This is a genomic window from Halomonas sp. AOP5-B2-8 (assembly GCF_052376475.1).
Lineage (GTDB): Bacteria > Pseudomonadota > Gammaproteobacteria > Pseudomonadales > Halomonadaceae > Vreelandella > Vreelandella casei.
In genome coordinates, this window is record NZ_JBQSVS010000001.1 from 419,358 (window position 1) to 444,968 (window position 25,611).

Here is a 25,611-nt window from a genome sequence, read left to right on the forward strand (position 1 = left end):
CCAACAACAATCGAAGAGACCGCAATGGCTAATACCTTAACGGCGAAGACCGCCACCAGTAAAACCAGCCACTTTTTAGCCGAAACCGCCCAGGTCGATGCCGCGGCCATTGCGCCGCTGCCCGGCTCGCGCAAGGTGTATATTGAAGGCTCGCGTGCAGATATCCGCGTGCCGTTTCGGGAAATTTCTCTCTCGCCGACTAAAACTAGCGGCATTGATGAAGAGAACCCGCCGCTGCTGGTGTACGACACTTCCGGCCCTTACACCGACCCTGCTGCCAGTAACGATTTGCGCAAAGGCTTGCCCGCCCTTCGCCGCGCCTGGATTGAAGAGCGTAACGACACCGAGTTCCTGTCAGGTCATACCTCTGATTACGGCAAGCGACGCGCCAACGACCCCACCCTTGCCCAACTGCGCTTTGATTTAACCCGCACGCCGCGCCGCGCTAAAGCGGGTAAGAACGTCACCCAGCTTTACTACGCCCGCCAGGGCATTGTCACCCCGGAAATGGAGTTCATTGCCCTGCGAGAAAATCAGCGACGCCAAGCGCTGGGAACCACAGAAGTGGAGCGTATTCTGGGCCACCAGCACCGAGGTCAGAGCTTTGGCGCCAGCCTGCCGGATCAGATTACGCCTGAGTTTGTGCGCGATGAGGTCGCCCGTGGGCGGGCTATTATTCCTAATAATATCAACCACCCAGAATCTGAACCGATGATTATTGGCCGTAACTTTCTGGTCAAGATTAACGGCAACCTGGGCAACTCCGCGGTGACGTCTTCTATCGAAGAAGAGGTGGATAAGATGACCTGGGGCATCCGCTGGGGCGCGGACACCATTATGGATCTTTCTACCGGTCAGAACATCCACGAAACCCGCGAGTGGATTATCCGCAACTCACCGGTGCCGATTGGCACGGTGCCGATCTATCAGGCGCTGGAAAAGGTTAAAGGCGTGGCCGAAGACCTTACCTGGGAAGTCTTCCGCGATACGCTGATTGAGCAGGCTGAACAGGGTGTGGACTACTTCACCATTCACGCGGGCGTGCTGCTGCGCTATGTGCCGCTGACCGCCAAGCGGGTCACCGGCATTGTCAGCCGCGGCGGCTCGATTATGGCCAAGTGGTGCCTGTTCCATCACCAGGAAAGCTTTTTGTACACCCACTTCGAAGAAATCTGCGAGATTTGCAAGCAGTACGATGTGGCGTTCTCGCTCGGTGACGGCCTGCGCCCCGGCTCAATCGCCGATGCCAACGACGAAGCGCAAATGGCGGAGCTTAAAACCCTGGGCGAGCTGACCCATATCGCCTGGAAGCACGATGTGCAGGTAATGATTGAAGGTCCCGGCCACGTGCCCATGCATCTTGTGAAAGAGAATATGGATAAACAGCTAGAGTACTGCGACGAAGCGCCCTTCTATACGCTTGGCCCGCTAGTGACGGACATCGCCCCTGGCTACGATCATATTACCTCGGGCATTGGGGCGGCGATGATTGGCTGGTTTGGCTGCGCGATGCTTTGCTACGTCACGCCCAAAGAGCACCTGGGCCTGCCTAATAAAGACGATGTGAAAACGGGCATCATTACCTACAAAATTGCCGCCCACGCAGCGGATTTAGCCAAGGGCCACCCGGCGGCGCAGCGGCGTGATAACGCGCTTTCCAAGGCCCGCTTCGAGTTCCGCTGGGAAGACCAGTTCAACCTGGGGCTCGACCCGGACACCGCCCGCGAATACCACGATGAAACCCTGCCCAAAGATTCCGCTAAGGTGGCGCACTTCTGTTCTATGTGCGGGCCGAAGTTTTGCTCCATGAAAATCAGCCATGAAGTGCGTGAGTATGCTGAAGAGCATGGCCTTAACGGCGACCAGGAAGCCATCATGAAAGGCATGGAAGAGCAGGCGGAGAAGTTTCGACAGAAAGGCAGCGCGCTATACCAAGAGGTGTAAGCACACCCTGCGCTGAGTGTTCGTTAGCCCTCGCGATGCAAGCGAGGGCTTTTTATTGCCCACTCACTGCTGAAATACACACTGACGTTATAGACAGATCAATCTTCCCAACTGCTTTATTGTTATGATATAACATATTTTAAATAAAACCGTTTTACGAGATAAGCATCATGGGATTGTTAAGAGCCGTAGTTACACCACTGCTGGTAAGCATAGTTGCACTCAGCGCAGGCACCGCTGGGGCCAGCGAGCCTGCACTAAAGGTGGTGGCTTCGTTTTCCATTATTAACGATTTTGCTCAGCAAATAGGCGGTGAGCGGATCGCCCTTACGAGTATTGTCGGGCCAGATTCTGATGCGCACATGTACGAGCCAACGCCTGCTGACGTAAAGGCCGTGGCACAGGCAGATATCGTGCTGATCAATGGCCTGATGTTCGAGGGATTCTTGGCACGCCTGATTGAGGCCAGCGGCAGCGATGCTGACATAGTCACGCTGACGGATAACGCTGAGATTCTTCAAGACCCCCAGGGCGGCCACTACCATTTTATTGGCGATAAGGCTGTGTTCCACGCGGCACCGGAAGACCCTCACGCCTGGCAATCGGTTAGCAACGCGCAGGTGTATGTCAGCAATATCGCCCAGGCATTCTGCGCAGCAGATCCGGCTGGCTGCCGTGCGTATGAAGCCAATCAACAGCGCTACTCGACCACACTAACAGCACTCGATGACGATATCCGCGAGCAGCTAAGCACCCTTCCCGCGTCGCGGCGTACAGCGGTGGTCGCTCATCATGCCTTTCGCTACTTCGAAAATGCCTACGGCCTCACCTTTTTCGCCCCTCAAGGCATGTCAACGGAATCTGAAGCCAGCGCTGCGAATGTTGCGGGCCTAATCGATGAACTTCAATCACAGCAGGTCTCGGCGGTGTTTGCCGAGAACATTTCCAACCCACGCTTGGTCGAGCAGATTGCCACTGAAGCGGGCCTACCCATGGGCGGCACCCTTTACTCGGATGCGCTTTCCAACGCAGCGGGGCCCGCGTCAACGTATGAAGCCATGATGCGCTACAACGTTGCCACGCTAATGTCGGCGCTTACGCCGCCTTAATTCTTTCTTACTGTGACTTATACCCAGCAAGGCACTACGAACGTTCTGTTTTCAGGAGATGTTTATGAAGAAACGTATTTTGGCCCGCTCAATCGCGGCGTTAGCGGTCGCTATTGGCAGCACCAGCGCTTATGCCCACGATGAGGGTGTCACCGAGTGGCGGCTTTTCGTCGCTGACCAAGCGTCCCCAACGGTTAGTGTTATTGATGCCACTGACAAAGCGCTAATCGACACTTATGAGCTCAGCGGGCCGGCGGCGCTGCATCGTACCAGCAGCGGCCAAACGGTATTTGCCGTTCAAGGCTCGGAAGGCCGCGTCTCGGCGATCAATACCGGGATCGCGTTTCATGACCACGGCGACCATGCCGATATTGATGTCGATGCGCCCGAGCGCCTGGATATGGAGCTAACGGGTGAGCGTCCGGCCCATTTTGTTGAACAGCAGGGCTATATCGCCCAGTGGTTTGACGGCGAAGATGAGGCGCGCTTCTTTACCGAAAACAGTGTGCTTGAAGGTCAGCCAGAGATTCGTACAGCTAACATTGAGGCTGCCCATCACGGCGTTGCGGTGCCCTATCAACATCACGCCGTTGTATCGATTGCTAACCCTGACGATGCCTCCCAACGCCCCATTGGTGCCCGGGTAGTAGACTTTGAAGGTAACCATGTTGGAGAAGACGTCGCTTGCCCAGGGCTGCATGGTTCGGCGGGCTCGGGCAGCCTTTATGCCTTGGCGTGCCAAACCGGCCTGCTGATTATTTCAACTCAAGACGGTACACCTGAGATCGAGCACCTGGCCTACCCTGCTTCGCTGCCAGAAGGCAGTGCTTCAACGCTACTCGGCGGTAAAGGGCTGCAATACTTTATTGGCAACTTTGGCGCTGACCGTCTCGTGATTATCGATCCCTCTCAAGGGGAAGAAGGCTTCCAGCTAGTGCAGTTGCCTACTCGCCGCGTCCACTTTGCCACTGACCCTATTCGTCCGCGGTTCGCCTATGTGTTTACCGAAGATGGCCAGCTGCATAAGGTAGATGTGCTCAGTGGAGAGCTGACGCAATCGCTGCGCTTAACAGACCCCTACTCCATGGACGGCCATTGGAACGACCCGCGGCCACGTATTGCCGTCGCTGGGGACAACATTGTGGTGACCGACCCTGCAGCGGAAACACTACATTTCGTCGATGCTAATAGCTTTGAACAAGTGGATGACATGCCGCTAGAAGGGAAACCGTTCAATATTGTGGCGGTAGGCGGAAGCGGTGTTTCACATCACGATTGATGTGATGCTCTCGTGAACGCAAACAGGGGGCCGAAGGCCCCCTGTTATCATCAGTCATTACTATTAGACAGTAATGACTATCAGCATAAGAATTAGTGCTTTTTCTTCAGCGCTTCCTTGGCTTCACCTTTGCCTTTTTGCAGCTCACCCTTCGCTTGCTGAACTTTGCCTTTGGCTTCAGTTTTTTCGCTGCCGGTTACTTTACCCGCTGCTTCTTTCACTTTACCAGCAGCCTTGTTGGCAGTACCTTTCGCTTTATCTTCTTTACCTGTTGACATGACGAGCACCTCTAATCCGTTAGTAGGGAAAACGCCGTATGTGAAAGTGTGAATTGCACTGCGAATCACACATCGACATATCATCAGAGTAGTCTTTATTAAAAAAGTTGCGCTAATTTATTTATGATCATTTTACTTCGGGCAAGCGCGTGGGCTCCCAGTAATTCAATAAATAGTGCAAACATGACATCACAAGCAGCGTTGACACCAACGCCACGCTCATGGAAGAAAACCGATAAAGTGCACTATAAACAAGGTCTTGATTAGGCCCAAGTGACTGCCCAAAGAGGATGCCCAAGGTCGTTAGCCCACCAAAACCAATCCCGGAACCGCCCCCTTCGTGAATATGTTCACGCCCAAAAAGCATTAATCCCAGCCAATAAATAATCACCACCAGCAGGAAATGATGGCTTTGGGTATACAGCAGCAGCTGCATTAGAAGCGCTAAATTGCACCCCAGCAACGTGCCTACCGCCCGCTTCGCGGCAGAAAGGCGTGCGCCGGAGTATCCCAAGGCAAACAAAATCAAAATGGTCGCCATCTGCGCCGAAAGCGAGTCTTTTAAGTCAAAGGCTTGAAACACAACAAAAGAAAGCGTCGCGGTTATTCCCCCAATCAACGTTTCATGGCGAATTTGCGCCGGTGACTTAACGCCTTTCGGCGGAGGTTTGCGAGCCTCGACGTCAGGAAACAGAGTATGCATCAGCATGGCAATAAATACCGCTAGGCCGCTCGCGGCTAAATTACAGGCCAATAAATCGCTTAAGTCGGTGCCGGGGTAGCTGGCAAAATGGAGCAGGATACTGAGTGTGAGCACACCATTGGCGCCGAATAAAAACAGCGGCCCCTTCGCCATCAAGTTAAATCTAAATAAAAATATGCCCAGCACCACCAGCGTCATTACCACCGGCATATGTTTGAGCAGCCCAACCACTAGGCTAACTTCCAGCACGTTGAGGGAAACATTGGTTAAAAACTGGCGAATAATACTGCCATTGAGAATAGGCACCATGCCCAGCAAGAACATCGGGAAAACGGTAAAAAATACCCCGTAGTTCCAGCCCATTAGCTGACTGACCACAAACCCCAGCGTACCGCCGCCCGCCACCCGCAAGCACTGGCGCAGACCATTTTGGGTTAGCCCAGGGCGAGAGGCACGCTGCACATTAGAACCATCGCGCTTAGCCCACCACCGGCTAAGCGGCTTAATATACATAGTGCAGCAAACTAATCAGGTGCGCCTGCAGCCAGCCAAAGGGTTTTGCCAGTACAAAGTCGCTCGGCTGGAGCTGCACGGTAGCGCGCGCGCCGCTCGGTAGCGCGTTTATAACCGGCTGCTGGAGAGCAATGTGCACACGCATACGCTGGGCATCGCGAATCCAGCGGTCGGATGTGGGAATATCGGCTAATTGACCATCGGCCGCTAGCTGCCCTTCACGTACACCGGCATCCACGGCAATGACTCTCGCGTCAAATACTTGGCCCGGCCATGCATCGAAAATGACTTTCGCCGGGTCGCCCAGCACAACATGACGCAAACTTTTTTCACGAAAATCGGCAATGATATCTACTTCTTCAGCCACCACTGCGACGGCCGGCTGGCCGGCTTGAACATAGTCGCCAACGCCTAGCTGCAGGTTAGTCACATTGCCTGACTGGGCGGCGCGCACCTGCGTATGAGCAAGGTCCAGCTGAGCCTGTGATAGCGCGTTTTCTGCCTGACGAACGCGCAGATTCGCATTACCTGAATCGCCTAGCTGCACTTCAAGACTGACGATTTTCGCCCTGGCGGCGGCGACGCTAGCTTGCGCCGTTCGTTCAGCGGCCACCTGCTGATCGTACTGCTGACGCGATACACTTTGGCGAGATAGCAGCGTTTCAGCACGCCGACGCTCACTCTGGCTTTCACTGGCCGTTGCTTCTGCCGAGGCCAAATCTGCCTGTGCGGAGGCTAAGTCTGCCTCTAAGCGGGCATTCTCCCGCTCGGCCTGCTCACGATTAAGACGCGCCTGATCGACCGCTAACGCAAAGGGCGCTGCCTCTATCTGAAACAGCACATCGCCCTTTGCAACACGCTGATGATCGCGCACTAAGAGTGCGTCTACCGGGCCACTAAGCTCAGGCGCAATGCGAGTAACCGGCCGCATTACCCGCGCTTCCGGCGTCATTGGCATAAAGCTGTCGGCCACTAAAAAATAAATAAATAACACTATGAAGGCGACAATAGCGACCTTCACCCAGCGGGCAAACGTTTGATCGGGGGTCATGCAGGGCTCACTTGTTAGCCGCCAGGGTAGCCCTGGCCAGCGCCGCCGAGGGGCGCGCATTGTATAAGATACTTTAGTCTAACAACTAATTAGCTAGCTAACAATATAACTAACCCAGTGAGCACATATGCTTTGATAATGGCGGGCTGTAAAAACCAAAAAACCCATGGCATAAAGGCCATGGGCTTGACGATTAACGCAGATCACTAACGATTAAAAACGATAGCGCAGACCTACGCTGGCTGCATCGAACGTGTAGGCAGACTTATCGAGGTAGCGCATATAGTCAGCGCCGACGGCTAAATTCGGTGCGACGTCAAATTCTGCGCCGCCGCCATACGAGAAGCCACTTTCACGATCACTGTTAAAGTCTACGTCTGTAACGCCCGCTAAGCCGTAAATGCGAACGTCAGGGGAGACGGGGAAAATACCTTTGGCATAGGCACCCGCTAAATAATCCAGCTCAGCGCCACCGTCGGAGCCACCCGTACCTAAGTGCCCTTCTAGTGCGAAGTAATCGTTAAACTGCGCGCCGCCGCGAAGGCGTAGGCCTACGGAATCACGCGAAGAGCCATTGTCTGGATCAAGACTCCAGAACATCGCATCACCGCCTACGTATCCTTGTGGATAGTTGAAGGATTGCTGTGCTTGAGCAGATGCTGCGAACGTACCTGCGCCAACCAGGAGTGCCGCGGATGCTAGTGATAATACGGACATCTTCATAGGTTGTACCTCAGTTAAAAAACAGTGTTTCCTTACTCCACTGCATTGTGGTCCATTCCTATCAATAACGCAAATATTTACCGTCCCTTGGATAAGCTAAGCACCACAATCCCCCCGACAACGACCGCACCACCGACTAGCTGCCCAGGGCTAAGCATTTGATCTAGAACAAAATAACCGAGAACCAGCGACGCTACTGGTTCGATATTCATTACCGGCGCATTACGCGCCATATCAAGCCGAGGTACAAAAATAAATAGAACTGAAAATGCCGACCCGTACAGCAGGGCAAGTAGCGCAAGCCCTAACCAACCCGCGCTATTTTCAGGCAGGCTCATGCCTCCCGGAACGACACCCGCGATACCGCCAATGACCATCGCGGTAAAAACCGTCTGCATGGTCAGCAGGCTGCGCAGCGTACTACCTACGCCGGCTAAACGGTGCTCGGTAACCCACAGCGCACAGGCAAACACAAATGCGGCCACGAGGCCAAAACAAATCCCTGCGACCCAGCCTGGCCCCATGTCATCGGTATTAGCTAACCAAGCAGGAATATCCAGCACCACCAGCAGCCCAATTAAGATAGTGCCCATAATGAGGCAGCTACGCAGCGTTGGTCGCGGGCCGCCAAATGCCCAGCTCAGCAGCGCCAGTTGAATGGGAAATGTATTGACCAGCAACAGTGCAATTACCACGGGCAGCCTTGCTACCGCCGAGTATAGGCTAACGCTCTGAATCGCAATTAGCAGCCCTACGGTTAACTGCCACGGCCAACTACCCGCGGGCAGCCACAGGCGCTTTTTCTGCACAATCACCAGCGCCAGCAGGATGAGGCACGCCACACCCGAACGCGTTAATACCGCGAGCAATAGCCCAGCACCATTATCAAATGCCAGCCGTGCAGAGACATGATTAGCGGCAAACATTGTCGCCACTGTCACCATCAGCAGAATGGCTAAACGACGCGGCAACAGATTGGGTAAAGGGGACGCAGGCATAAGAACAAAACGGCTCATAGTGGCGATGATAGTGGCGATGTAAGAAGAAAAATAGCGAGAAACGAGCATCTAGGTTCAGCATGCCTAGCTTTTATAGCCAAGGCTAACGAAATCTAGCGGCTATTTTCCGCACCGCAGCATATTAAACTAAAGTCTATATTAGTGCGCGACTTAATCCCCAAATTAACCATTTGGAGGGCACAGAAGCGAGATTGAGCAGCAGATATCAATAAAACGCCCCGAGCAGATATCTACTCGGGGCGCTAGTGACGGCAAGTGGCTTAGCGCTGAACTTAGCTACACCAGCATGGGCACCATCGCTTCTAGTACCATTACAATGCTCATTGCCGTAATGGTCAGAATAGAAACACCAAAGACACGTTTGGCCCAGCGCACGTCGTCGTCTAAACGATAGCCACGCAACGCCAAGTAAAGCCAGTACCCGCCCATGGTGAGTGCCACACACAAATATCCAGCGCCTGCCTGGCTGGCTAAACCTAATGCCAGCGAAGCAGGAATAAAGGCCACGATGTAGCCGAGGATATGGTGTTTCGCCATTTTGATACCGCGCACTACCGGCAATACCGGAATAGACGCACGACGGTAATCAGCGTAGCGAAAAATCGCAATCGCATAGGAGTGCGGCATCTGCCAAAGGCAGAAGATCACCAGCAGCATCATTGCACCGCTGTCGAACTGCCCCGTCACCGCACAGTAACCCACGACCGGTGGCATGGCCCCGGAAAGGCTACCGACTAAGGTGCCGTACTCTGAGCGACGCTTCATATAGAGACTATAAAGCCCTACATACACACCCCAGCCAATCACCGCTAAGGCAACGGTTAATCCGTTGGTACCCAGCGCCAGACATACCACACCCAACACGCCTAGCAGCGCCGAAACGCCCAATGCCTGGGTAATTGAAATGCTTCCTCTCACCAGCGGGCGATGGCGCGTGCGCGCCATCAATGCATCAATATCGCGGTCAATAACGTTATTACACGCACAGCCTGAAGCGATAATTAATGCAATCCCCACCATGACCGAGATAAGGCTAAGCCACTCAAACTGCCCCTGCACGGCAAGAAAGTAGCCGCCCAGGGTAGCAATCAAGTTGCCGCCAATAATGCCCGGCTTAGTCAGCTCAAGCAGATCGCTCCAACGGCTAGGCGTTGTGATCAGCCGATCATCATGTTGAGATGCAGATGCTGCATGATCCACAACGAGCCTCCTATCACTAGGACAAGTATCGATATTGTGAAGACGAAGGAAAGCATGTTCCAGCCATCCTCAGACTTGAAGTTCAAATGCATGAACATAACAAGCTGTACCAATACTTGCAGAATGGCCGTTACAACGATAATACCGACGTTGATTGGCATGCTGAAAGAGCCCAGCATAATGGCGCCAAAAGGGATAATAGTCAGCACTAACGACAGCACGAGGCCCGTAACATAGGACTTTACGGAGCCGTGATCAGACGGTTGGCTAGAAGAGCTCATATCACAGCACTCCCATCAAGTAGACGAAGGAGAATACACAGATCCAAACGATATCCAGGAAGTGCCAGAACAAGCTCAAGCATAGGATACGCGGGCGCGTTTTATCAGTCAGTCCTTTGGTCGACAGCTGTACCAACATCACTGCAATCCAGATCAAACCAAATGTTACGTGCAGACCGTGCGTGCCTACCAACGTGAAGAAGGACGATAGAAAGGCACTACGATCCGGCCCATAGCCTTCATGGATCAAATGATTGAACTCATAGAGCTCCATGCAGATAAAGCTAAGGCCCAACAAGAACGTGATACCCAACCATATTTTCACCTGGCCAATGCGGTTGGCATTCATCGCCAACACGCCCATGCCGAAGGTAAAACTACTGATCAGTAGCGCGAAGGTGCTGACCAAAATAAGCGGCAGTTCAAAAATGTCTGCGCCGGTCGGTCCACCCGCCGTGCCCCTCATGAGCACGGCGTAGGCTGCGAACAGTGACCCAAAGATCACTAGATCGCTCATTAGGTAGACCCAGAAACCAAACACTTTGGTACCAGCGGCATCGTGGTGCTCATGCTCTTCAGCATGGGCATCGAGATGTTGTGTTTCAGTAGCCATTACGCCTGGGCCTCCACACGTTGTTGATGGGCACGCTCGATACGCTCGACCTCAGCTGCTGGCACGTAGTAATCGATATCGTCGTTAAATACCCGCACCAAGAAGCTGATCAGCATACCAATGACGCCAAACCCTGCCAGCCACCAGATATGCCATATCATCGCGAAACCGAAGATCATCGCAAATAAACTGATGATCACACCTGCTCCGGTATTTTTGGGCATATGGATATCGGTATAAGGCGCTTCTTCTAGCTGCTCGTTGCTACGCTGCTTTTGCGACCAGAAGCTATCGATATCGCCCACAACCGGTAAGCGTGCAAAGTTATAGAACGGCGCAGGTGAGGAAGTAGACCACTCAAGCGTACGACCATGCCACGGGTCACCAGTAACATCCGCATTCTTCTTGCGGTCACGAATACTGACAACGAACTGGATAATGGTGCATAGAATGCCTAGTGCAATGATAACCGCACCTACCCATGCAAGAATCATCCACGGCTGCCATTCGGCATTCGGGTAGGAGTTCATGCGGCGTACAGCACCGAAGAAGCTCAGTACGTAAAGCGGCATAAAGGCAACATAGAAGCCGACAAACCAGCACCAGAACGCACGCTTGCCCCACTTCTCGTCCAGCATGAAGCCGTACGCTTTCGGGAACCAGTAGGTCAGACCCGCCATCATACCGAACACCACACCACCGACGATAACGTTGTGGAAGTGGGCAATAACGAACAGGCTGTTATGCAGCACGAAGTTGGCCGCAGGTACTGACAGCATAACGCCTGTCATACCACCGATAGTAAAGGTGATGATAAAGCCCAGCGTCCAAAGTACTGGCGACGTCAGCTCCAGGCTTCCACGGAACATAGTGAACAGCCAGTTGAACACTTTCACACCGGTGGGGATGGCAATAATCATCGTCATTATGCCGAAGAAGGCATTGACGTTCGCACCCGCCCCCATGGTGAAGAAGTGGTGCAGCCACACAATAAAGGACAGCAAGGTAATCGCGATTGTCGCCCACACCATCGTCATGTAGCCAAACAGCCGTTTACGGGCGAATGTGGCGATAACTTCAGAGAACACACCGAAGGCAGGCAGAATCAAGATGTAAACTTCTGGATGGCCCCATGCCCAAATGAGGTTGACGTACATCATCATGTTGCCGCCAAAATCATTGGTAAAGAAGTGCATGCCCAGATAGCGATCTAACGTTAGCATCGCAATGGTAGCCGTCAGGATCGGGAACGAGGCAATGATCAATACGTTGGCGCACAGCGAGGTCCACGTAAAGATCGGCATGCGGAACATGGTCATGCCTTTAGTACGCATTTTAATAATGGTGACGAAGAAGTTGATACCTGTGAGCGTTGTACCTATCCCGGATATCTGCAACGCCCATATCCAATAATCCACCCCGACCCCGGGGCTAAACTCTATCCCCGATAACGGCGCGTAAGCGAGCCAGCCCGTTGTGGCAAACTCCCCGACGAACAGCGAGATGTTAACCAGCAGCGCCGACACGGCAAACAGCCAGAAACTCAGGTTATTCAGGAATGGGAACGCAACATCGCGCGCACCAATTTGCAGTGGCACTACAAGGTTCATCAGACCAATCACCATCGGCATTGCGACGAAGAAGATCATGATGACGCCATGCGCGGTAAAGATCTGGTCGTAGTGGTGAGGCGGCAGAATGCCTTCAGAGCCACCGGCCGCAATGGCTAGCTGTGTACGCATCATGATCGCGTCGGCAAAGCCACGCAGCAGCATGATCAACGCCACAATAAAGTACATGATACCGAGTTTTTTATGGTCGATGGAGGTGAACCATTCGTTCCATAGCCAGCCCCACTTACGGAAATAGGTTAACGCGCCCAACAGGGCCGCCCCACCTAAAATAGCGATAATTCCCGATATCAACAAAATGGGTTCGTGATACGGAATTGCTTCTAAGGTTAGTTTACCGAACACGGTTTACTCTCCCGCCTCGTTGCTCAAAGATTGACGAGCTTCGTGGCTATCGATGGCTGGCGCACGATTTTCATCATGTGATGGGTTTGGGTCGGTACCTGAATGAAAGCTCGACACCAGACGCTCGTAAAACTCAGGCGTAACGCTTGAGAAGTACTCGACGGGATTAAACTCAGACTGCTCCGCTAACGCTTCGTAGCCTTCTGGATAACTCAGCGTGTTAGGTGATTGCGCAACTTCTGCAACCCAAGCATCGAAATCTTCGTTTGACGTCACGTGTGCGTCGAAGGTCATGCCCGAAAATCCAGCACCGCTATAGTTGGTCGAACGACCTGGATAAACACCAACTTCATTGGCGATCAAGTGAACATCGTTATCCATGCCGGCCATGGCGTAGATCTGGCTGCCTAGGCGGGGAATGAAAAACGCGTTCATCACTGTCCCTGAGCTCACACGAAAACGCACGGGCGTATCGACAGGGAAAGCCAATTCATTAACACTGGCGATGCCTTGTTCTGGATAGACGAACAGCCATTTCCAATCCAGCGCTATGGCCTGAATCTCCATCGGCTCAACGTCGCTTTCCAACGGCTTATGAGGATCAAGACTGTGGGACGTTTTCCAGGTTAATAGGGCGAGCACAACGATAATCGCGCAAGGCACGATCCAAATCACCGCCTCAATCAAATTGGAGTGCGCCCAGTCAGGCGTATATTTCGCGACGCTATTACTGCGACGATAACGCCAACCGAACAGCATCGTCATTGCAATAACTGGAATGACCACAATCAACATCAGACCAAACGATGTGAGGATCAGCGTACGCTGCTCAGCGCCAACTTGGCCTTTTGGGTCTAACAGCGCCGAGCTGCAGCCTGCTAGAAAAAGGCACAGCGCAAGTAGCACCAAAGTGCCTCGCCTACGCCACAGTGAGTGTCGTTGCATGGTGTGATCTCATCAGAGGTTCAATAAACACTAGCCAACTACAAAGTAGGCTAACTATCACCCCATACTTTTCCCAAAGCATTATCCTCAAAAAACGCCCTACCGCTGCGATTTAAAAAGGCCGTACGATGTCAATCAGCGCTATGTCAATCAGCGCTAATTAGTACGTTAACTGCTGCTTTAACCGCTACGTTTGCAACTAAGGCGCGTAGCAGGCGGCATCGGTAGCATTGCTCCGGGAAAAATATGCGCCGTCGAATGGGAATGGCGGCGGGTCTCTTTCGTCAAACGATCAAGATTGTAGCATTCTCTACTGGTCTGGGTCATGCAAGAAGTGGCGCTTTGACGCACCCCAAATAGTTGCTGTTTGATGCTATTGCCAAAGCGCTTATGCGATGCTAACCCTGGGCACATCAACGCCGGGATTGGTTAGTAACTGCGGCGCGCCCTTCTCATCGGTAACGATTACATCAAAATCTTCCAGCGAGGCGAAGTAGGCCGGCCGAATCACGCCAAACTTGCTGGCATCCACCACTAATAAGCGCTGCATCGCCGTCGAAATGGCCGCCTGTTTGGGCGCCACCTCATGAAAGTGGAAGCAGCTCACTCCGCGCGCAAGGTCCACTCCCGCTGCCGAAATGAGCGCTTTGTTAATACCCAAACGCTCAATAGCCGCGGCCATCGTATCGCTGCCAAACGACTGGGAAACTGCATAGAATAGCCCACCCAATAGCACTAAGCGCACGTTGGGCAATGCAGCGACCGCATTGGCCACATTGAGCGCATAGGTCACCACCGTCAGTTCTTGAAAATGGCTTAACTGACTTAATAGCGGGATAAGCGTCGAGCCGCAGTCAATGAACAGCGTGTCGCCCTCCTCGATAAACGTAAGCGCGTGCTGGCAAAGCCGATATTTGGCTTGGTAATGGCTATCCTGCTGCTCGGTTAAATCATATTTAGGGATTGCGCTAGCGTAGTTCGCCATAAAGAGGCGCCCACCCAGCAAACTAATAGCAGAGGGCTGGGTAGTGAGATCGCGGCGAATAGTCATTTCCGAGACACTGCACAGCTCTGCGGCATCGCGCAAATGCAGGGTGCCGCCACAGGCAAGCGCTTCCTGAAGCAGGCTAATGCGCAACGCGCTACGGCCATTAATAGTGGGCATCCTCTTACGACCCCTCTTCTTATGATGACTGCGACATCCTTATCGCACTCATTCTTCACTGACGGCTTTTGATTCTATGTTGAGCGAACGTTGGCGTCATTGCCACTGACTTATTTTCACGGACACGACGACTTTTTATGCTCCGGCGCCCTAAGCAAAAGAAATACCAAAAGCAGGTAGTAGAACGCTTGCAAATCCGCGTTATAAAAATAACACTAAATGTTATAATTTTAACATTAACGCCAGCCCGCACGATTATAACCTCGGATAGCCACCCTCTATGGCTCCGCACCAACTTTTGTTGAGGCTTTCATGACTACTCGTACACGCTCTTGTACACCCTCTCGCACCTTGCCTCTGATTCCGCTGGGCGCTGGCGTAGCTGGAATATTAGGAGCCACCTTTGCCACGCCGCTACTGGCAGACCCCGCTCAGCCTAACTCTCTTAATCCGCTCTGGTCCTTTGCTAACGTCTCCGTTAACTACTTGGACTGGTCGAACGGCACCGAAGCCCGCACGGCCTCTAACGCGGCAAAAAGCGACTTTATGTTTCTCGAAATCGAAGGCGGCGCTGGCTTTAGCTGGGGCGAATTTTACGGTTTTTTTGATTTCGAGAACCCTACCAACGACCAGTTTGATGAGTCCAGCGGTGGTAAAGACAACTTTCGCACTGCGGGCAAGCTAACGTCGCACATTTATTTAGGCGACAGCCCGCTGTCAATTTACGCCCACCTTTACGACTTTCGCGACTATGGTTTTGAAAGCCGTGAGCAGGACCAGGTGCTGGGCTTAGGCTACCTCACTACGTTTGATAACGGCCTATGGTTTAAACCGTTTATTGGCGCTGCTCGCGTGCAAAGCGATGGTTACACCGGCATGAACGGCTACATGGCAGGCTGGGTGGCGGGTTATGATTTCACTGCACTCAATCAGAACTTCAGCGTGACCAACTGGCACGAGCAAACGTTTGGCCGTGATGACGAGTATCTGGAGCAGAACTATGTGGGCGCTTCCGCAGGCAGCGTAGGCACCAACGGCGCCTTAAGCCTGTGGTGGCACCCGAGTGATTTGATCACCACCGGCATTCAGTATCGCTATTCAGAAAATAAGTTGGGCACTCCCAACGATTATCAAAATGCGATGATTTACTCCGTCAAGCTCAACTTACTATAAGCATTTGCAACCAGTAAGCTTTTGTAACCCGCGCGCCTAACCCTCGCGTACTCGAAGGATCCCCCTATGACACTCCTTATGAGCTTGGTAGGCATGGTCACTCTGGTGGCCATTGCTCTGATCTTTTCTTACGACCGTAAATCTATCCGCCTGCGCACCGTATTGGGCGCGTTCGCTATTCAAGCCGGCATTGGTGCCTTTGTACTGTATGTGCCCTTCGGCCAGGCGGTGCTACAAGCTATATCGAGCGGCGTTAGCCAAATATTGGTCTATGCCAACGACGGTATTGGCTTTCTGTTTGGTGGCTTAGCCGACGTTGATAACGTCGGTTTTGTGTTTGCCATTAAAGTGCTGCCGGTGATTATCTTCTTCTCGTCACTGATTGCCGTGCTGTACTACATCGGCATTATGCAGTGGGTCATCCGCATCTTGGGTGGCGCGCTACAAAAAGCGCTTGGCACCTCACGCACCGAATCCCTTTCCGCCACCGCGAATATTTTTGTTGGCCAAACGGAAGCGCCGCTTGTGGTACGCCCGTTTATCGCCCGCATGACGCCTTCACAGCTGTTTGCAGTGATGTGTGGCGGCCTAGCCTCGGTGGCTGGCTCAGTACTGGCGGGTTACGCCGCGCTGGGCATTCCTATGGAGTACTTGGTAGCAGCATCGTTCATGGCCGCCCCGGGCGGGCTGCTGTTTGCCAAGCTGATCATGCCGGAAACGCAAGACGTAACGGATAGCGACAGCGTCTCCAAAGTGGAAGAAGAAATTGAGGCTCAGGAAGACAAGCCTGCCAACGTGTTAGACGCCGCCGCCTCCGGCGCCACCTCTGGCCTTATGCTGGCCGCTAACGTGGGTGCTATGCTGTTAGCCTTTATCGCGCTAATTGCCTTAATTAACGGCATCCTTGGTGGCATTGGCGGCTGGGTTGGCTTTGAATCCCTTAGCTTAGAAATGATCTTAGGCTGGCTGTTCGCGCCGCTGGCTTTTTTGCTCGGTGTCCCTTGGGAAGAAGCGACGCTGGCAGGTTCGTTTATCGGTCAAAAGCTGGTGGTCAATGAGTTTGTCGCCTACATCAACTTAGCGCCGTACATTGATGGGGAGCAGGTCGTTGCGGCCACGGGCCAACTAATGACGCCGCACACCATGGCGATTCTCTCCTTTGCGCTATGTGGCTTTGCCAACCTATCCTCCATTGCGATTCTGCTTGGCGGCCTGGGCAGCATTGCACCCACCCGTCGCAAAGAAATTGCTCGCTTTGGTGTCAAAGCCGTTTTGGCCGGTACGCTTTCCAACTTAATGTCGGCCACTATTGCCGGCTTCTTTATTGCGCTGAGTAGTGCCGCAAGCTAACAGCAGCAAGCACGACACCCTGTAACGGACGCTGTTGTTTTAGATCGCAGTGTCCGTTTTTTCTTTTACCAATTTGCGAGAATTCTATGACCGCGACTGCCTCCCCACAAATCGCTCAAGCCGCCCGCCAAGCGCTGACGATGATGGATTTGACAAGCCTGAATGACAATGACACCGACAGCACGATCGAATCGCTGTGCCAGCAGGTGAAAACGCCTTTCGGACACCCGGCCGCGGTATGCGTTTATCCGCAGTTTATTGTCACTGCGCAGCGCGCGCTCACTGCCCACACGCTCAATGATCAGGTCAAGATTGCCACTGTTACCAACTTTCCCCATGGCGGTGACGACATCATGGGTGCTGCTCGTGAAACCCGCGATGCCGTTGCCTCAGGTGCGCATGAAGTGGATGTAGTATTTCCCTACCGCGCGCTAATGGCAGGCGACGAAGAAACAGGACTTGAACTGGTTGAGATGTGCAAAGCCGCCTGTGCTGGCCAGGCGCTACTCAAAGTGATTATTGAGTCTGGCGAACTCAAAGAGCCTGCGTTGATCAAACGCGCCAGTGAAATTGCCATTGAAGGTGGCGCCGACTTTATTAAAACGTCGACCGGCAAAGTGGCCGTCAACGCCACGTTAGAAGCCGCTGAAATTATGCTCAACGCGATTAAAGCCAGCGGTAAAGACGTTGGATTCAAAGCGGCGGGTGGCGTTAAAACCGCTGAAGATGCGGCCGAATATTTGGCTCTCGCCAGCGATATCATGGGGGCCGCCTGGGTGACGCCGGCGCACTTTCGCTTCGGCGCCTCTAGCCTGTTAGGCAACTTATTAGACACATTGACCGGCAACACCAACGCCGCCCCCATTGACGGAGGTTATTAATGTCAGCCAACGCAACCAAACATGCCCTACTTCCTCAAGAGCTGATTCGCCTTAAGCGCGACGGCCAGCCGCTGCCTGCTGAAGAGATTAAAGGTTTCGTGCAGGGCATTGCCGATGACCGCATTAGCGATGCCCAAATTGGCGCCTTCACCATGGCCGTGTTTCTCAACGGTATGAGCCGTGAAGAAGTGGTCGCACTGACTACCGCCACCCGCGACTCCGGCCATGTGATGCAGTGGAGCGACCTAAACCTGCCCGGCCCGATTGTTGATAAGCACTCCACCGGCGGCGTAGGCGATTTAGTCTCGCTAGTACTCGGCCCGTGGGTCGCTGCTTGCGGTGCCTTTGTGCCGATGATTTCTGGGCGTGGCCTGGGTCATACCGGCGGCACGCTGGATAAACTTGAATCAATCCCCGGCTACGACCCTTACCCTGCGCCAGAACGCTTTCGCGAGGTAGTGAAATCCACCGGCGTGGCTATTATCGGCCAAACGGGCGACTTGGCCCCCGCGGACAAACGTATTTACGGCGTGCGTGATGTGACCGCTACCGTGGAATCTATTCCGCTGATTACCGCCTCTATTCTCGGCAAAAAGCTGGCGTCAGGGCTGGATGCGCTGGTCATGGATGTCAAAGTCGGCAGCGGCGCTTTTATGCCCACACCGGAAAAATCCCGCGAGCTTGCCAAAAGTATCGCGAACGTAGCAACGCAGGCGGGCACCCCCACCACGGCCCTGCTTACCGACATGAGCCAGCCGCTGGCACCCTGTGCCGGTAACGCTGTCGAGATTGTTGAAACACTGGCGCTGCTGCGCGGCGACCGCGGGGATAGCCGCGTGATGCAGGTAACACGTGAGTTGGCGGTGGAAATGCTGATTGCTGGCAAACTCGCAGGTTCCCGTGAAGATGCGCTTAAACAGCTTGAAAAAGCGCTAACCTCCGGCGCTGCCGCCGAAGTATTTGCCCGCATGGTGCGCGAGCTTGGCGGCCCCAGCGACTTTATGGAACGCTCTGATCACTACCTGGCCAAGGCCGAGGTGATTAAACCGGTATACGCCGAGCAAGCAGGCATCGTACAGCGTATTGATACCCGCGCCGTGGGCATGAGCGTGGTGGAACTGGGTGGTGGTCGCCTGCGTAACGACGCAAGCGTTGACCACAGCGTAGGCTTCACAGAGATCGTAGAAACTGGCGATAGCGTGGATAGTCAGCGCCCCATCGCCATGGTTCACGCCCGCGATAACGCCGCCGCAGAGCGTGCCGCAGAGCAACTGCGTGCAGCGTTTACGATTGGCGAGAGTACGGCCAGCGCCGATACCCTGCTGCAAGACACGTTTCGTGGAGAAGCCTCATGAGCCGCGCGATTGTAATCGTCCTTGATTCTTTTGGAATTGGCGCCGCCCCGGATGCCGCCACCTTTGGCGATGTAGGGGCTGACACTCTCGGCCACATAGCCGCCGCCTGCGCCCGTAATGAGGCCGATAACGCCCATCGTTCAGGGCCACTCAAGCTACCCAACATGGCCAAGCTTGGCCTGTTTCATGCCCACCGCGATGCCACCGGCAGCGTGGCCGAAGGCGTGACGCTACCGGAAAGCCTGGAAGGTGCTTACGCCCACGCTAAAGAAATTTCCAGCGGTAAAGACACGCCCTCCGGGCACTGGGAAATTGCTGGCGTGCCGGTGCGCTTTGACTGGGGTTACTTCCTCGATAAAACCGACAGCTTCCCGCTGGAACTGCTCGATGCCATCGTTCAAGAATCGGATTTCACCGGCGTGATTGGCAACTGCCACGCGTCGGGCACCGAGATCATCGCCCGCCTGGGTGAAGAGCACATCGCCACGGACAAGCCGATCGTTTACACCTCGGCAGATTCGGTGTTCCAGATTGCTGCTCACGAAGAGTATTTTGGCCTGGAACGGCTGTATACGCTGTGTGAGACCGTCCGCGAACTGCTTGAGCCCTACAACATTGGCCGCGTTATCGCCCGCCCGTTTGTGGGTGAGGACAGCAAGACCTTTGCCCGCACCGGCAACCGCCGCGACTACAGCGTTGAGCCACCGGCCCCCACGGTGCTGCAAAAGCTCGCCGATGCCGGCGGCGAAGTGGTGTCTATTGGTAAAATCGCCGACATTTACGCTCATTGCGGCATTACCCACAAGGTAAAAGCTAGCGGCCACGATGCGCTGATGGATGCCACACTCAGCGAGATCAAGCGCACGAGTCAGCGTGACGTCGGTGAGCGCGCCATGATCATGGCCAACTTTGTCGATTTTGACTCGGTTTACGGCCATCGCCGCGACGTGCCCGGCTACGCCGCGGCGCTTGAAGACTTTGATGCCAAGCTGCCCACACTGCTGGCGGCACTGAGTGACGATGACCTGCTGATTCTAACTGCCGATCACGGCTGCGACCCAAGCTGGCACGGCACCGAGCACACTCGCGAATACATTCCGGTTCTAGTGTATGGCCCAGGCTTCACGCCCGGCCCGCTAGGTGCGCGCGACACCTTTGCAGACATTGGCCAAACCCTGGCCGACTTTTTCCTGCTACCGGCCATGGCCGATGGCGAAAGCTTTCTTCCTAACGCTAGCTAACGCCTAGCGCCGCTTAAAGGAGACTTTTATGGCAACCCCGCACATTAACGCCGCCCCCGGTGACTTCGCTGATACTGTATTAATGCCCGGCGACCCGCTGCGCGCCAAATACATCGCCGACACCTATCTAGAAGACGTTCGGCAAGTTAACGATGTTCGCAACATGTTCGGCTACACCGGCACCTATAAAGGCCGCAAAATTTCTGTGATGGGCCACGGCATGGGCATTCCGTCGGTCTCCATCTATGCCAAAGAGCTGATCACCGACTACGGCGTGAAATCGCTGATTCGCGTGGGTTCCTGCGGCGCGGTTCGCGACGATGTCAACGTGCGCGACGTGGTCATTGGCATGGGCGCCAGCACCGACTCCAAGGTCAATCGCATGCGCTTTAACGACCACGATTTTGCAGCGATTGCGGACTTTGATCTGACGCTGCACGCGGTGGCCGCAGCAAAGGCTCAGAACGTTCCGGTAAAAGTCGGCAATATGTTCTCAGCTGACCTGTTCTACAACCCTCAGACCGAGATGGCCGAAATGCTGAAGCGTTACGGTATTGTCGGCGTTGAGATGGAAGCTGCTGGCCTCTACGGCGTCGCCGCCGAGTTTGGTGCCCGTGCCATGACAATCTGCACCGTATCGGATCATATTTTGAAGGGTGAATCGCTCTCCAGCGCCGACCGTCAATCGACCTTCGACGATATGATGCTGATTGCGCTAGACACAGTGCTGCGCGACGACGCAGCGCGCGCTTAGGAGAAAGTGCTCATGAGTCAACGTTCTGATGAGTTCATTACAGCAGAGATCGTTTCAGAAGAAATCGTTCAACAGCTGCTAAGTGCGCAAGCCAATGCCTATGCGCCCTACTCGAACCACCCGGTAGCTTCAGTGATGGTGACGCCGGATGGCCAGCAGTTTGCGGGTGCCAACGTGGAAGTAGCGCACTATAAAGGCCTGTGTGCCGAAGCATCGGCTATCTCTGCGATGGTCACTGCAGGGCAGCGACAGCTCGCGACCGTGTACGTGATGGGGCCAGGGGATCATCTTTGCACGCCTTGCGGCGATTGCCGCCAGCGTATTCGCGAGTTCGCGACGCCAGCAACGCAAATCAAGGTACTTTCCGCTCGCGGCGAGCTGATGAAAACCTACACCATGGAAACCCTGCTGCCCGACGCCTTCGGCCCCGAACAGTTGCCACCGCGTTAACCCCACCTGCACGGCATTAAAGACCAGCTCCTTCGCGGGCTGGTTTTGTGCGTTTATTGCTCGTACTCTTAGTGATGATGACTTATCAATGATGAAGTGTGCCGCTTAGAGCACATCCCCCTTGGAGAACGCCATGGCTGGTTTACTGCCCAACGTCGATCCCGACGGCTTGCTTGAGTACTCAGTGGTCTACACAGACCGCTCGCTAAATCATATGTCGCAGCAGTTTCAAGGCGTGATGCGCGACATTTCTGCCACGCTGAAAGAAGTCTACAGCGCTCACTCAGTGGCCATTGTGCCCGGTAGCGGGACCTTTGGCATGGAAGCGGTAGCGCGTCAGTTTGCGCTCGATCAGAAAACCCTGGTCATCCGCAACGGCTGGTTTAGCTATCGCTGGACGCAAATTATTGAGATGGGTCGCTTAACCGATTTACACACGGTGCTTAAAGCGCGGCGCCTCAATGCCGATGACGCGACTGCACCTTTTCAGCCGGTGCCCATTGATGAAGCCGTAGCGCAGATTCTTAGCGAAAAACCTGCTGTCGTATTCGCCCCGCAGGTGGAAACCTCGGCTGGCTTGCTGCTGCCGGACGACTATATCCAAGCACTGGCTGAGGCCACTCACGAAGTGGGCGGCTTGTTTGTGTTAGACGCCATCGCCGCTGGCACGCTGTGGGTAGATATGCAGACGCTCGGCATTGACGTGGTGGTGAGTGCCCCTCAGAAAGGCTGGAGCGGCTCACCCTGCTGCGCGATGGTGATGCTCTCAGAGCGCGCCACGCAGCGATTAAGTGAGACGCAGAGCAACAGCTTTGCGTGCGATTTAGCGAAGTGGCACAGCATCATGCAGGCCTATGAAAACGGCGGCCACGCTTATCACGCCACCATGCCGACCGATGCCCTGCGACAGCTGCGTGACATCATGCAGGAGACCCGCGATTATGGCTTTGCCAAGGTAAAAGAGGAGCAGCAAGCCATTGGGCATGACGTCCGCGCCATGCTGAAACGCCACGGCTTTGTTAGCGTTGCCGCTGAAGGCTTTGAGGCACCGGGCGTCGTGGTCTGCTATAACAACGATAGCGGCTTAGTGGGCAAACTGGCCCAGGCGGGCATTCAAGTAGCCGGCGGCGTGCCGCTGATGTGTGATGAAGGCGACAATTTTCAGACCTTCCGCATTGGCCTGTTTGGGCTTGATAAACTCCATCACACCCAGCGTAGCGTCGATAGCTTAGAGCAAGCAATTAAATCAGTGGCCTAATACGACAATGCCCGCCATTAAAGACGGCGGGCATGTTCTACGGCCAGTGATCTATTGGCGAAATGTGCTACGAATAGCCAAAGCCGCGCGGCATCATGCCCAGGTGATTATCGACCCGAGTCACCCCTGCAATGTTTTCTGCTGCAACAGCTGCTGCTTGCTTCTGCTCTAGCGACTCAACTAGCCCCCAAAGCTCTACCGCACCGCCGTTGACAATCACGCTAATGTTTCCCGTCTGTACACCAGCGTTATGCTCAACTTCTTTTAAAATAGCGTCTCGAATGTGTCGATCATCGGTCGGTGACTGGGTCGGTGCCACTGCCGCATTAGCAACCCCTTGTAGCAAGTTGGCACGACTGACAATGCCTATCAGCTTATCGTCGCGCACGACGGGCACGCGTTTAATGTGATTTTTTTCTAGCAATCGAGCAATATCGTGAAGGGGTGTGTTCTCTTCCACCGTGATCGGATTCGAGGTCATCACTTCATGCGCTTTACGGCCGTGCTGCTTAACGTAGTCGCCGGGATCTTTGCCCCCGCTAACCAGTGATAACCACCAGGACTGATTGCCGTCATCATCATTTTTCAATTGGCGCATTAAATCGCCTTCGCTGACAATCCCGATCACCCGTTGCTCACTATCAACAACTGGAACGGCACTAATACGGTGATTGATCAATAGCTGGGCAATTTCACGCACCTCGGCATCGGGGCTCACACTGATCACTTTTGGCGTCATAATATCAATAGCTTGCATGGCTTTTCTCCTTGCGACAGCTCTAAGATGAACCTTAAAGGCTGCGCCGCAAACGCAGGTTAAGCTACCCATTATTTGAGCCTAGTTCGCTCCTCGCGATTTAGCCATGCATTCGCTGTGGTTAACGCTGTTAGTTGCTGCCCTTCATGACCTCGTTCTTGATGATCTCGTTCTTAATGACAGTATTCTCTTCGACTTTTTCAACATCAACAATCCCTGAGCGACTGACCACAACCTTCCAGCGGGCAAGGTAGGGCGAGTCTTCGCTGCCGGTTTCTCGAACGACGAGGTTAAATAAATGGCGACGCTCAACGCTTTCACGAACCGCTTGGCCATCTTTCAGGCGGTATATGTGGTGCTTTCCTTTATTCATTAATCGAGTAAGCATTGATATATCGAGATTCAGCGTTTCACGGGTATGTTCGTAGCCGCTTAAAAAACGAGTGGGCGACATACGCGAACTTGAACGATAGTGCAGCACCATTTCTTCACGCTGGGCGACCGTGCGGCGGCGCATCTGCTGAATGTCGTCGCTTAACGAGGCGAAGCGTTTGTAATCAAACCACTCTAACTGGCGGCCTACCAAGGCATTACGAGTAGGATCGAGATACTGACGGCGCCACTTAGGCCGTCCTTTGCGCAGCAGCCGCCAGAGGGTGTTGCGCAAATCGTCTTTGAACACTTCCCGCATGGCGTAAAGAAGCGCCATGGCCAGCACAAACAGCGCCGTAATATCGCCTACCACCTCACGCACGCGTAATACACCCAACGTTACGCATGCCATCACCACGGCCGTCGCCAGCGCCTTAACCGCTTTTTGCTCACCGCCACCCAGCTCTAACGCCTGCTGTTTAAGCGTGATGGGATGCTCGATTAGGCGGCGCAGCAGGCGCATTTTATTCGACATTCGAGTGGGATCAGCCATCACTCGCTCAGCGTTATACTCCTGCTCGCGACGATACTCATCCTCACGATGGCATACGCTAATAAAGCGCCGACGGCTTTCGGTAAACTCACCGCCACGAGGCATGTGCGCTACCAACGCCAACAGCTGCTGCTCAGTAAACCAAGAGAGATAATTATCAATATTAGCAAAGTACTTATATAAGCTTTCATCGCTGGGCTGATTGCGCCGCAGCCGCTTAAGTATGCCATCGCTTAAATCGATCATTTCATTCAGCTGGTCGCGTAAAGCGTTGGCGCTTTCGTGCACCTCACTGTTCTCTTCTCGCTCCTCTTGGCGGGCATGGCGGAGCTTATTGGCACTGACCAACATCATCTGAGTGGTGCGCTCCATCGCCACCACGTACTGATAAGCATATAAACTCAAACTCAGCCGGTAAGAGTCACTGCCCAAACGGTTTCGGCTGGCGAGACGGCTATGCACCAGCGGCAGCAGATATTCGTCACTATAGTAGGTGCGCGACACATTAATTGCCGAGTGGTAAAACGCTTCCTCGGAGATGAGCTGGGTACTTAATCCCAGCTCGCCAGGTATGAAAAGATAAACATCGAGGTTATGCGATGTCTCTTCCTTAAGCCGCCGAGTAAGGCGCAGCTGAAAGCTATTTTTACGCTCAACGTTGATCAATT

At 54.0% G+C, this 25,611-nt stretch carries 24 protein-coding genes; 11 read left to right on the plus strand and 13 right to left on the minus strand.

Annotated features, from left to right (window positions below; translation table 11 throughout):
- The first annotated feature begins 24 nt into the window (after nucleotides 1–24).
- The 3 genes from thiC to aztD all read left to right on the plus strand — a co-directional run bounded on the left by thiC (nucleotide 25) and on the right by aztD (nucleotide 4,332).
- Complete coding sequence (gene thiC, locus ACT3RP_RS01920) at nucleotides 25–1,944, plus strand: phosphomethylpyrimidine synthase ThiC (RefSeq protein ID WP_483393126.1); 1,920 nt, start codon at nucleotides 25–27, stop codon at nucleotides 1,942–1,944.
- A 170-nt stretch (nucleotides 1,945–2,114) separates the two neighbouring features.
- Complete coding sequence (locus tag ACT3RP_RS01925; protein WP_483393127.1) at nucleotides 2,115–3,053, plus strand: metal ABC transporter solute-binding protein, Zn/Mn family; 939 nt, start codon at nucleotides 2,115–2,117, stop codon at nucleotides 3,051–3,053.
- Between the two features lie 64 nt (nucleotides 3,054–3,117).
- Nucleotides 3,118–4,332 carry a zinc metallochaperone AztD gene (aztD, locus tag ACT3RP_RS01930; RefSeq protein ID WP_483393128.1) on the plus strand — a complete coding sequence of 405 codons (1,215 nt, stop codon included), beginning with the start codon at nucleotides 3,118–3,120 and terminating at the stop codon, nucleotides 4,330–4,332.
- A 92-nt stretch (nucleotides 4,333–4,424) separates the two neighbouring features.
- Here aztD and ACT3RP_RS01935 read toward each other — a convergent pair whose 3' ends face one another.
- From ACT3RP_RS01935 to ACT3RP_RS01985, 11 genes are all read right to left on the minus strand, one after another.
- Nucleotides 4,425–4,610 (minus strand): CsbD family protein, encoded by a 186-nt coding sequence (locus ACT3RP_RS01935; protein ID WP_096281669.1) that lies wholly within the window; start codon nucleotides 4,608–4,610, stop codon nucleotides 4,425–4,427.
- A 127-nt stretch (nucleotides 4,611–4,737) separates the two neighbouring features.
- Nucleotides 4,738–5,775, minus strand: a complete 1,038-nt coding sequence (locus ACT3RP_RS01940; RefSeq protein ID WP_444624599.1) for a DUF2955 domain-containing protein — start codon at nucleotides 5,773–5,775, stop codon at nucleotides 4,738–4,740.
- 40 nt (nucleotides 5,776–5,815) lie between these two features.
- Entirely contained in the window at nucleotides 5,816–6,877 is a 1,062-nt protein-coding gene (locus ACT3RP_RS01945) for an HlyD family secretion protein (protein ID WP_096281671.1), read from the minus strand.
- A gap of 213 nt (nucleotides 6,878–7,090) precedes the next feature.
- Nucleotides 7,091–7,600 carry a porin family protein gene (locus ACT3RP_RS01950; protein ID WP_096281673.1) on the minus strand — a complete coding sequence of 170 codons (510 nt, stop codon included), beginning with the start codon at nucleotides 7,598–7,600 and terminating at the stop codon, nucleotides 7,091–7,093.
- Nucleotides 7,601–7,677: 77 nt separating this feature from the next.
- A complete protein-coding gene (locus tag ACT3RP_RS01955; protein WP_096282411.1) occupies nucleotides 7,678–8,598 on the minus strand; it encodes an EamA family transporter in 921 nt (306 codons plus the stop codon).
- A 297-nt stretch (nucleotides 8,599–8,895) separates the two neighbouring features.
- A complete protein-coding gene (gene cyoE, locus ACT3RP_RS01960) occupies nucleotides 8,896–9,819 on the minus strand; it encodes a heme o synthase (RefSeq protein WP_483393129.1) in 924 nt (307 codons plus the stop codon).
- Nucleotides 9,777–10,100 carry a cytochrome o ubiquinol oxidase subunit IV gene (cyoD, locus tag ACT3RP_RS01965; protein WP_444624598.1) on the minus strand — a complete coding sequence of 108 codons (324 nt, stop codon included), beginning with the start codon at nucleotides 10,098–10,100 and terminating at the stop codon, nucleotides 9,777–9,779. Before cyoD ends, cyoE begins: the two co-directional genes overlap by 43 nt.
- A 1-nt stretch (nucleotide 10,101) precedes the next feature.
- A complete protein-coding gene (cyoC, locus tag ACT3RP_RS01970) occupies nucleotides 10,102–10,713 on the minus strand; it encodes a cytochrome o ubiquinol oxidase subunit III (RefSeq protein WP_444624597.1) in 612 nt (203 codons plus the stop codon).
- On the minus strand, nucleotides 10,713–12,689 hold the full coding sequence (gene cyoB, locus ACT3RP_RS01975) for a cytochrome o ubiquinol oxidase subunit I (protein ID WP_441686727.1): 1,977 nt from the start codon (nucleotides 12,687–12,689) through the stop codon (nucleotides 10,713–10,715). The genes cyoC and cyoB overlap by 1 nt, the downstream gene beginning before the upstream one ends.
- Nucleotides 12,690–12,692: 3 nt before the next feature.
- Nucleotides 12,693–13,634: a ubiquinol oxidase subunit II gene (cyoA, locus tag ACT3RP_RS01980; RefSeq protein WP_096281683.1), complete on the minus strand. Its 942-nt coding sequence runs from the start codon at nucleotides 13,632–13,634 to the stop codon at nucleotides 12,693–12,695.
- Between the two features lie 388 nt (nucleotides 13,635–14,022).
- Complete coding sequence (locus ACT3RP_RS01985) at nucleotides 14,023–14,790, minus strand: DeoR/GlpR family DNA-binding transcription regulator (RefSeq protein ID WP_483393353.1); 768 nt, start codon at nucleotides 14,788–14,790, stop codon at nucleotides 14,023–14,025.
- A 321-nt stretch (nucleotides 14,791–15,111) separates the two neighbouring features.
- On the opposite strand from ACT3RP_RS01985, the gene ACT3RP_RS01990 reads away from it, so the two are divergent.
- From ACT3RP_RS01990 to ACT3RP_RS02025, 8 genes are all read left to right on the plus strand, one after another.
- Nucleotides 15,112–15,972 (plus strand): outer membrane protein OmpK, encoded by an 861-nt coding sequence (locus tag ACT3RP_RS01990; protein WP_441686653.1) that lies wholly within the window; start codon nucleotides 15,112–15,114, stop codon nucleotides 15,970–15,972.
- 66 nt (nucleotides 15,973–16,038) lie between these two features.
- On the plus strand, nucleotides 16,039–17,322 hold the full coding sequence (locus tag ACT3RP_RS01995; protein ID WP_096281687.1) for a NupC/NupG family nucleoside CNT transporter: 1,284 nt from the start codon (nucleotides 16,039–16,041) through the stop codon (nucleotides 17,320–17,322).
- Between the two features lie 86 nt (nucleotides 17,323–17,408).
- On the plus strand, nucleotides 17,409–18,203 hold the full coding sequence (deoC, locus tag ACT3RP_RS02000) for a deoxyribose-phosphate aldolase (protein ID WP_096281689.1): 795 nt from the start codon (nucleotides 17,409–17,411) through the stop codon (nucleotides 18,201–18,203).
- Nucleotides 18,203–19,558 carry a thymidine phosphorylase gene (gene deoA, locus ACT3RP_RS02005; protein ID WP_441686651.1) on the plus strand — a complete coding sequence of 452 codons (1,356 nt, stop codon included), beginning with the start codon at nucleotides 18,203–18,205 and terminating at the stop codon, nucleotides 19,556–19,558. The genes deoC and deoA overlap by 1 nt, the downstream gene beginning before the upstream one ends.
- Nucleotides 19,555–20,799 (plus strand): phosphopentomutase, encoded by a 1,245-nt coding sequence (locus ACT3RP_RS02010; RefSeq protein WP_483393130.1) that lies wholly within the window; start codon nucleotides 19,555–19,557, stop codon nucleotides 20,797–20,799. The genes deoA and ACT3RP_RS02010 overlap by 4 nt, the downstream gene beginning before the upstream one ends.
- A 28-nt stretch (nucleotides 20,800–20,827) precedes the next feature.
- Nucleotides 20,828–21,553, plus strand: a complete 726-nt coding sequence (gene deoD / locus ACT3RP_RS02015) for a purine-nucleoside phosphorylase (RefSeq protein ID WP_444624590.1) — start codon at nucleotides 20,828–20,830, stop codon at nucleotides 21,551–21,553.
- A gap of 12 nt (nucleotides 21,554–21,565) precedes the next feature.
- Nucleotides 21,566–22,003, plus strand: a complete 438-nt coding sequence (gene cdd, locus ACT3RP_RS02020) for a cytidine deaminase (protein WP_483393131.1) — start codon at nucleotides 21,566–21,568, stop codon at nucleotides 22,001–22,003.
- 133 nt (nucleotides 22,004–22,136) lie between these two features.
- Nucleotides 22,137–23,261: an aminotransferase class V-fold PLP-dependent enzyme gene (locus tag ACT3RP_RS02025; protein WP_483393132.1), complete on the plus strand. Its 1,125-nt coding sequence runs from the start codon at nucleotides 22,137–22,139 to the stop codon at nucleotides 23,259–23,261.
- Between the two features lie 67 nt (nucleotides 23,262–23,328).
- Here ACT3RP_RS02025 and ACT3RP_RS02030 read toward each other — a convergent pair whose 3' ends face one another.
- Together ACT3RP_RS02030 and ACT3RP_RS02035 are read right to left on the minus strand one after the other, a co-directional pair.
- The gene (locus ACT3RP_RS02030) at nucleotides 23,329–24,018 is read right to left on the minus strand and encodes a CBS domain-containing protein (RefSeq protein WP_441686646.1); all 690 of its coding nucleotides are present in this window, start codon (nucleotides 24,016–24,018) and stop codon (nucleotides 23,329–23,331) included.
- A 130-nt stretch (nucleotides 24,019–24,148) separates the two neighbouring features.
- Nucleotides 24,149–25,609, minus strand: a complete 1,461-nt coding sequence (locus ACT3RP_RS02035; RefSeq protein ID WP_483393133.1) for a hypothetical protein — start codon at nucleotides 25,607–25,609, stop codon at nucleotides 24,149–24,151.
- Nucleotides 25,610–25,611 lie beyond the last annotated feature (2 nt).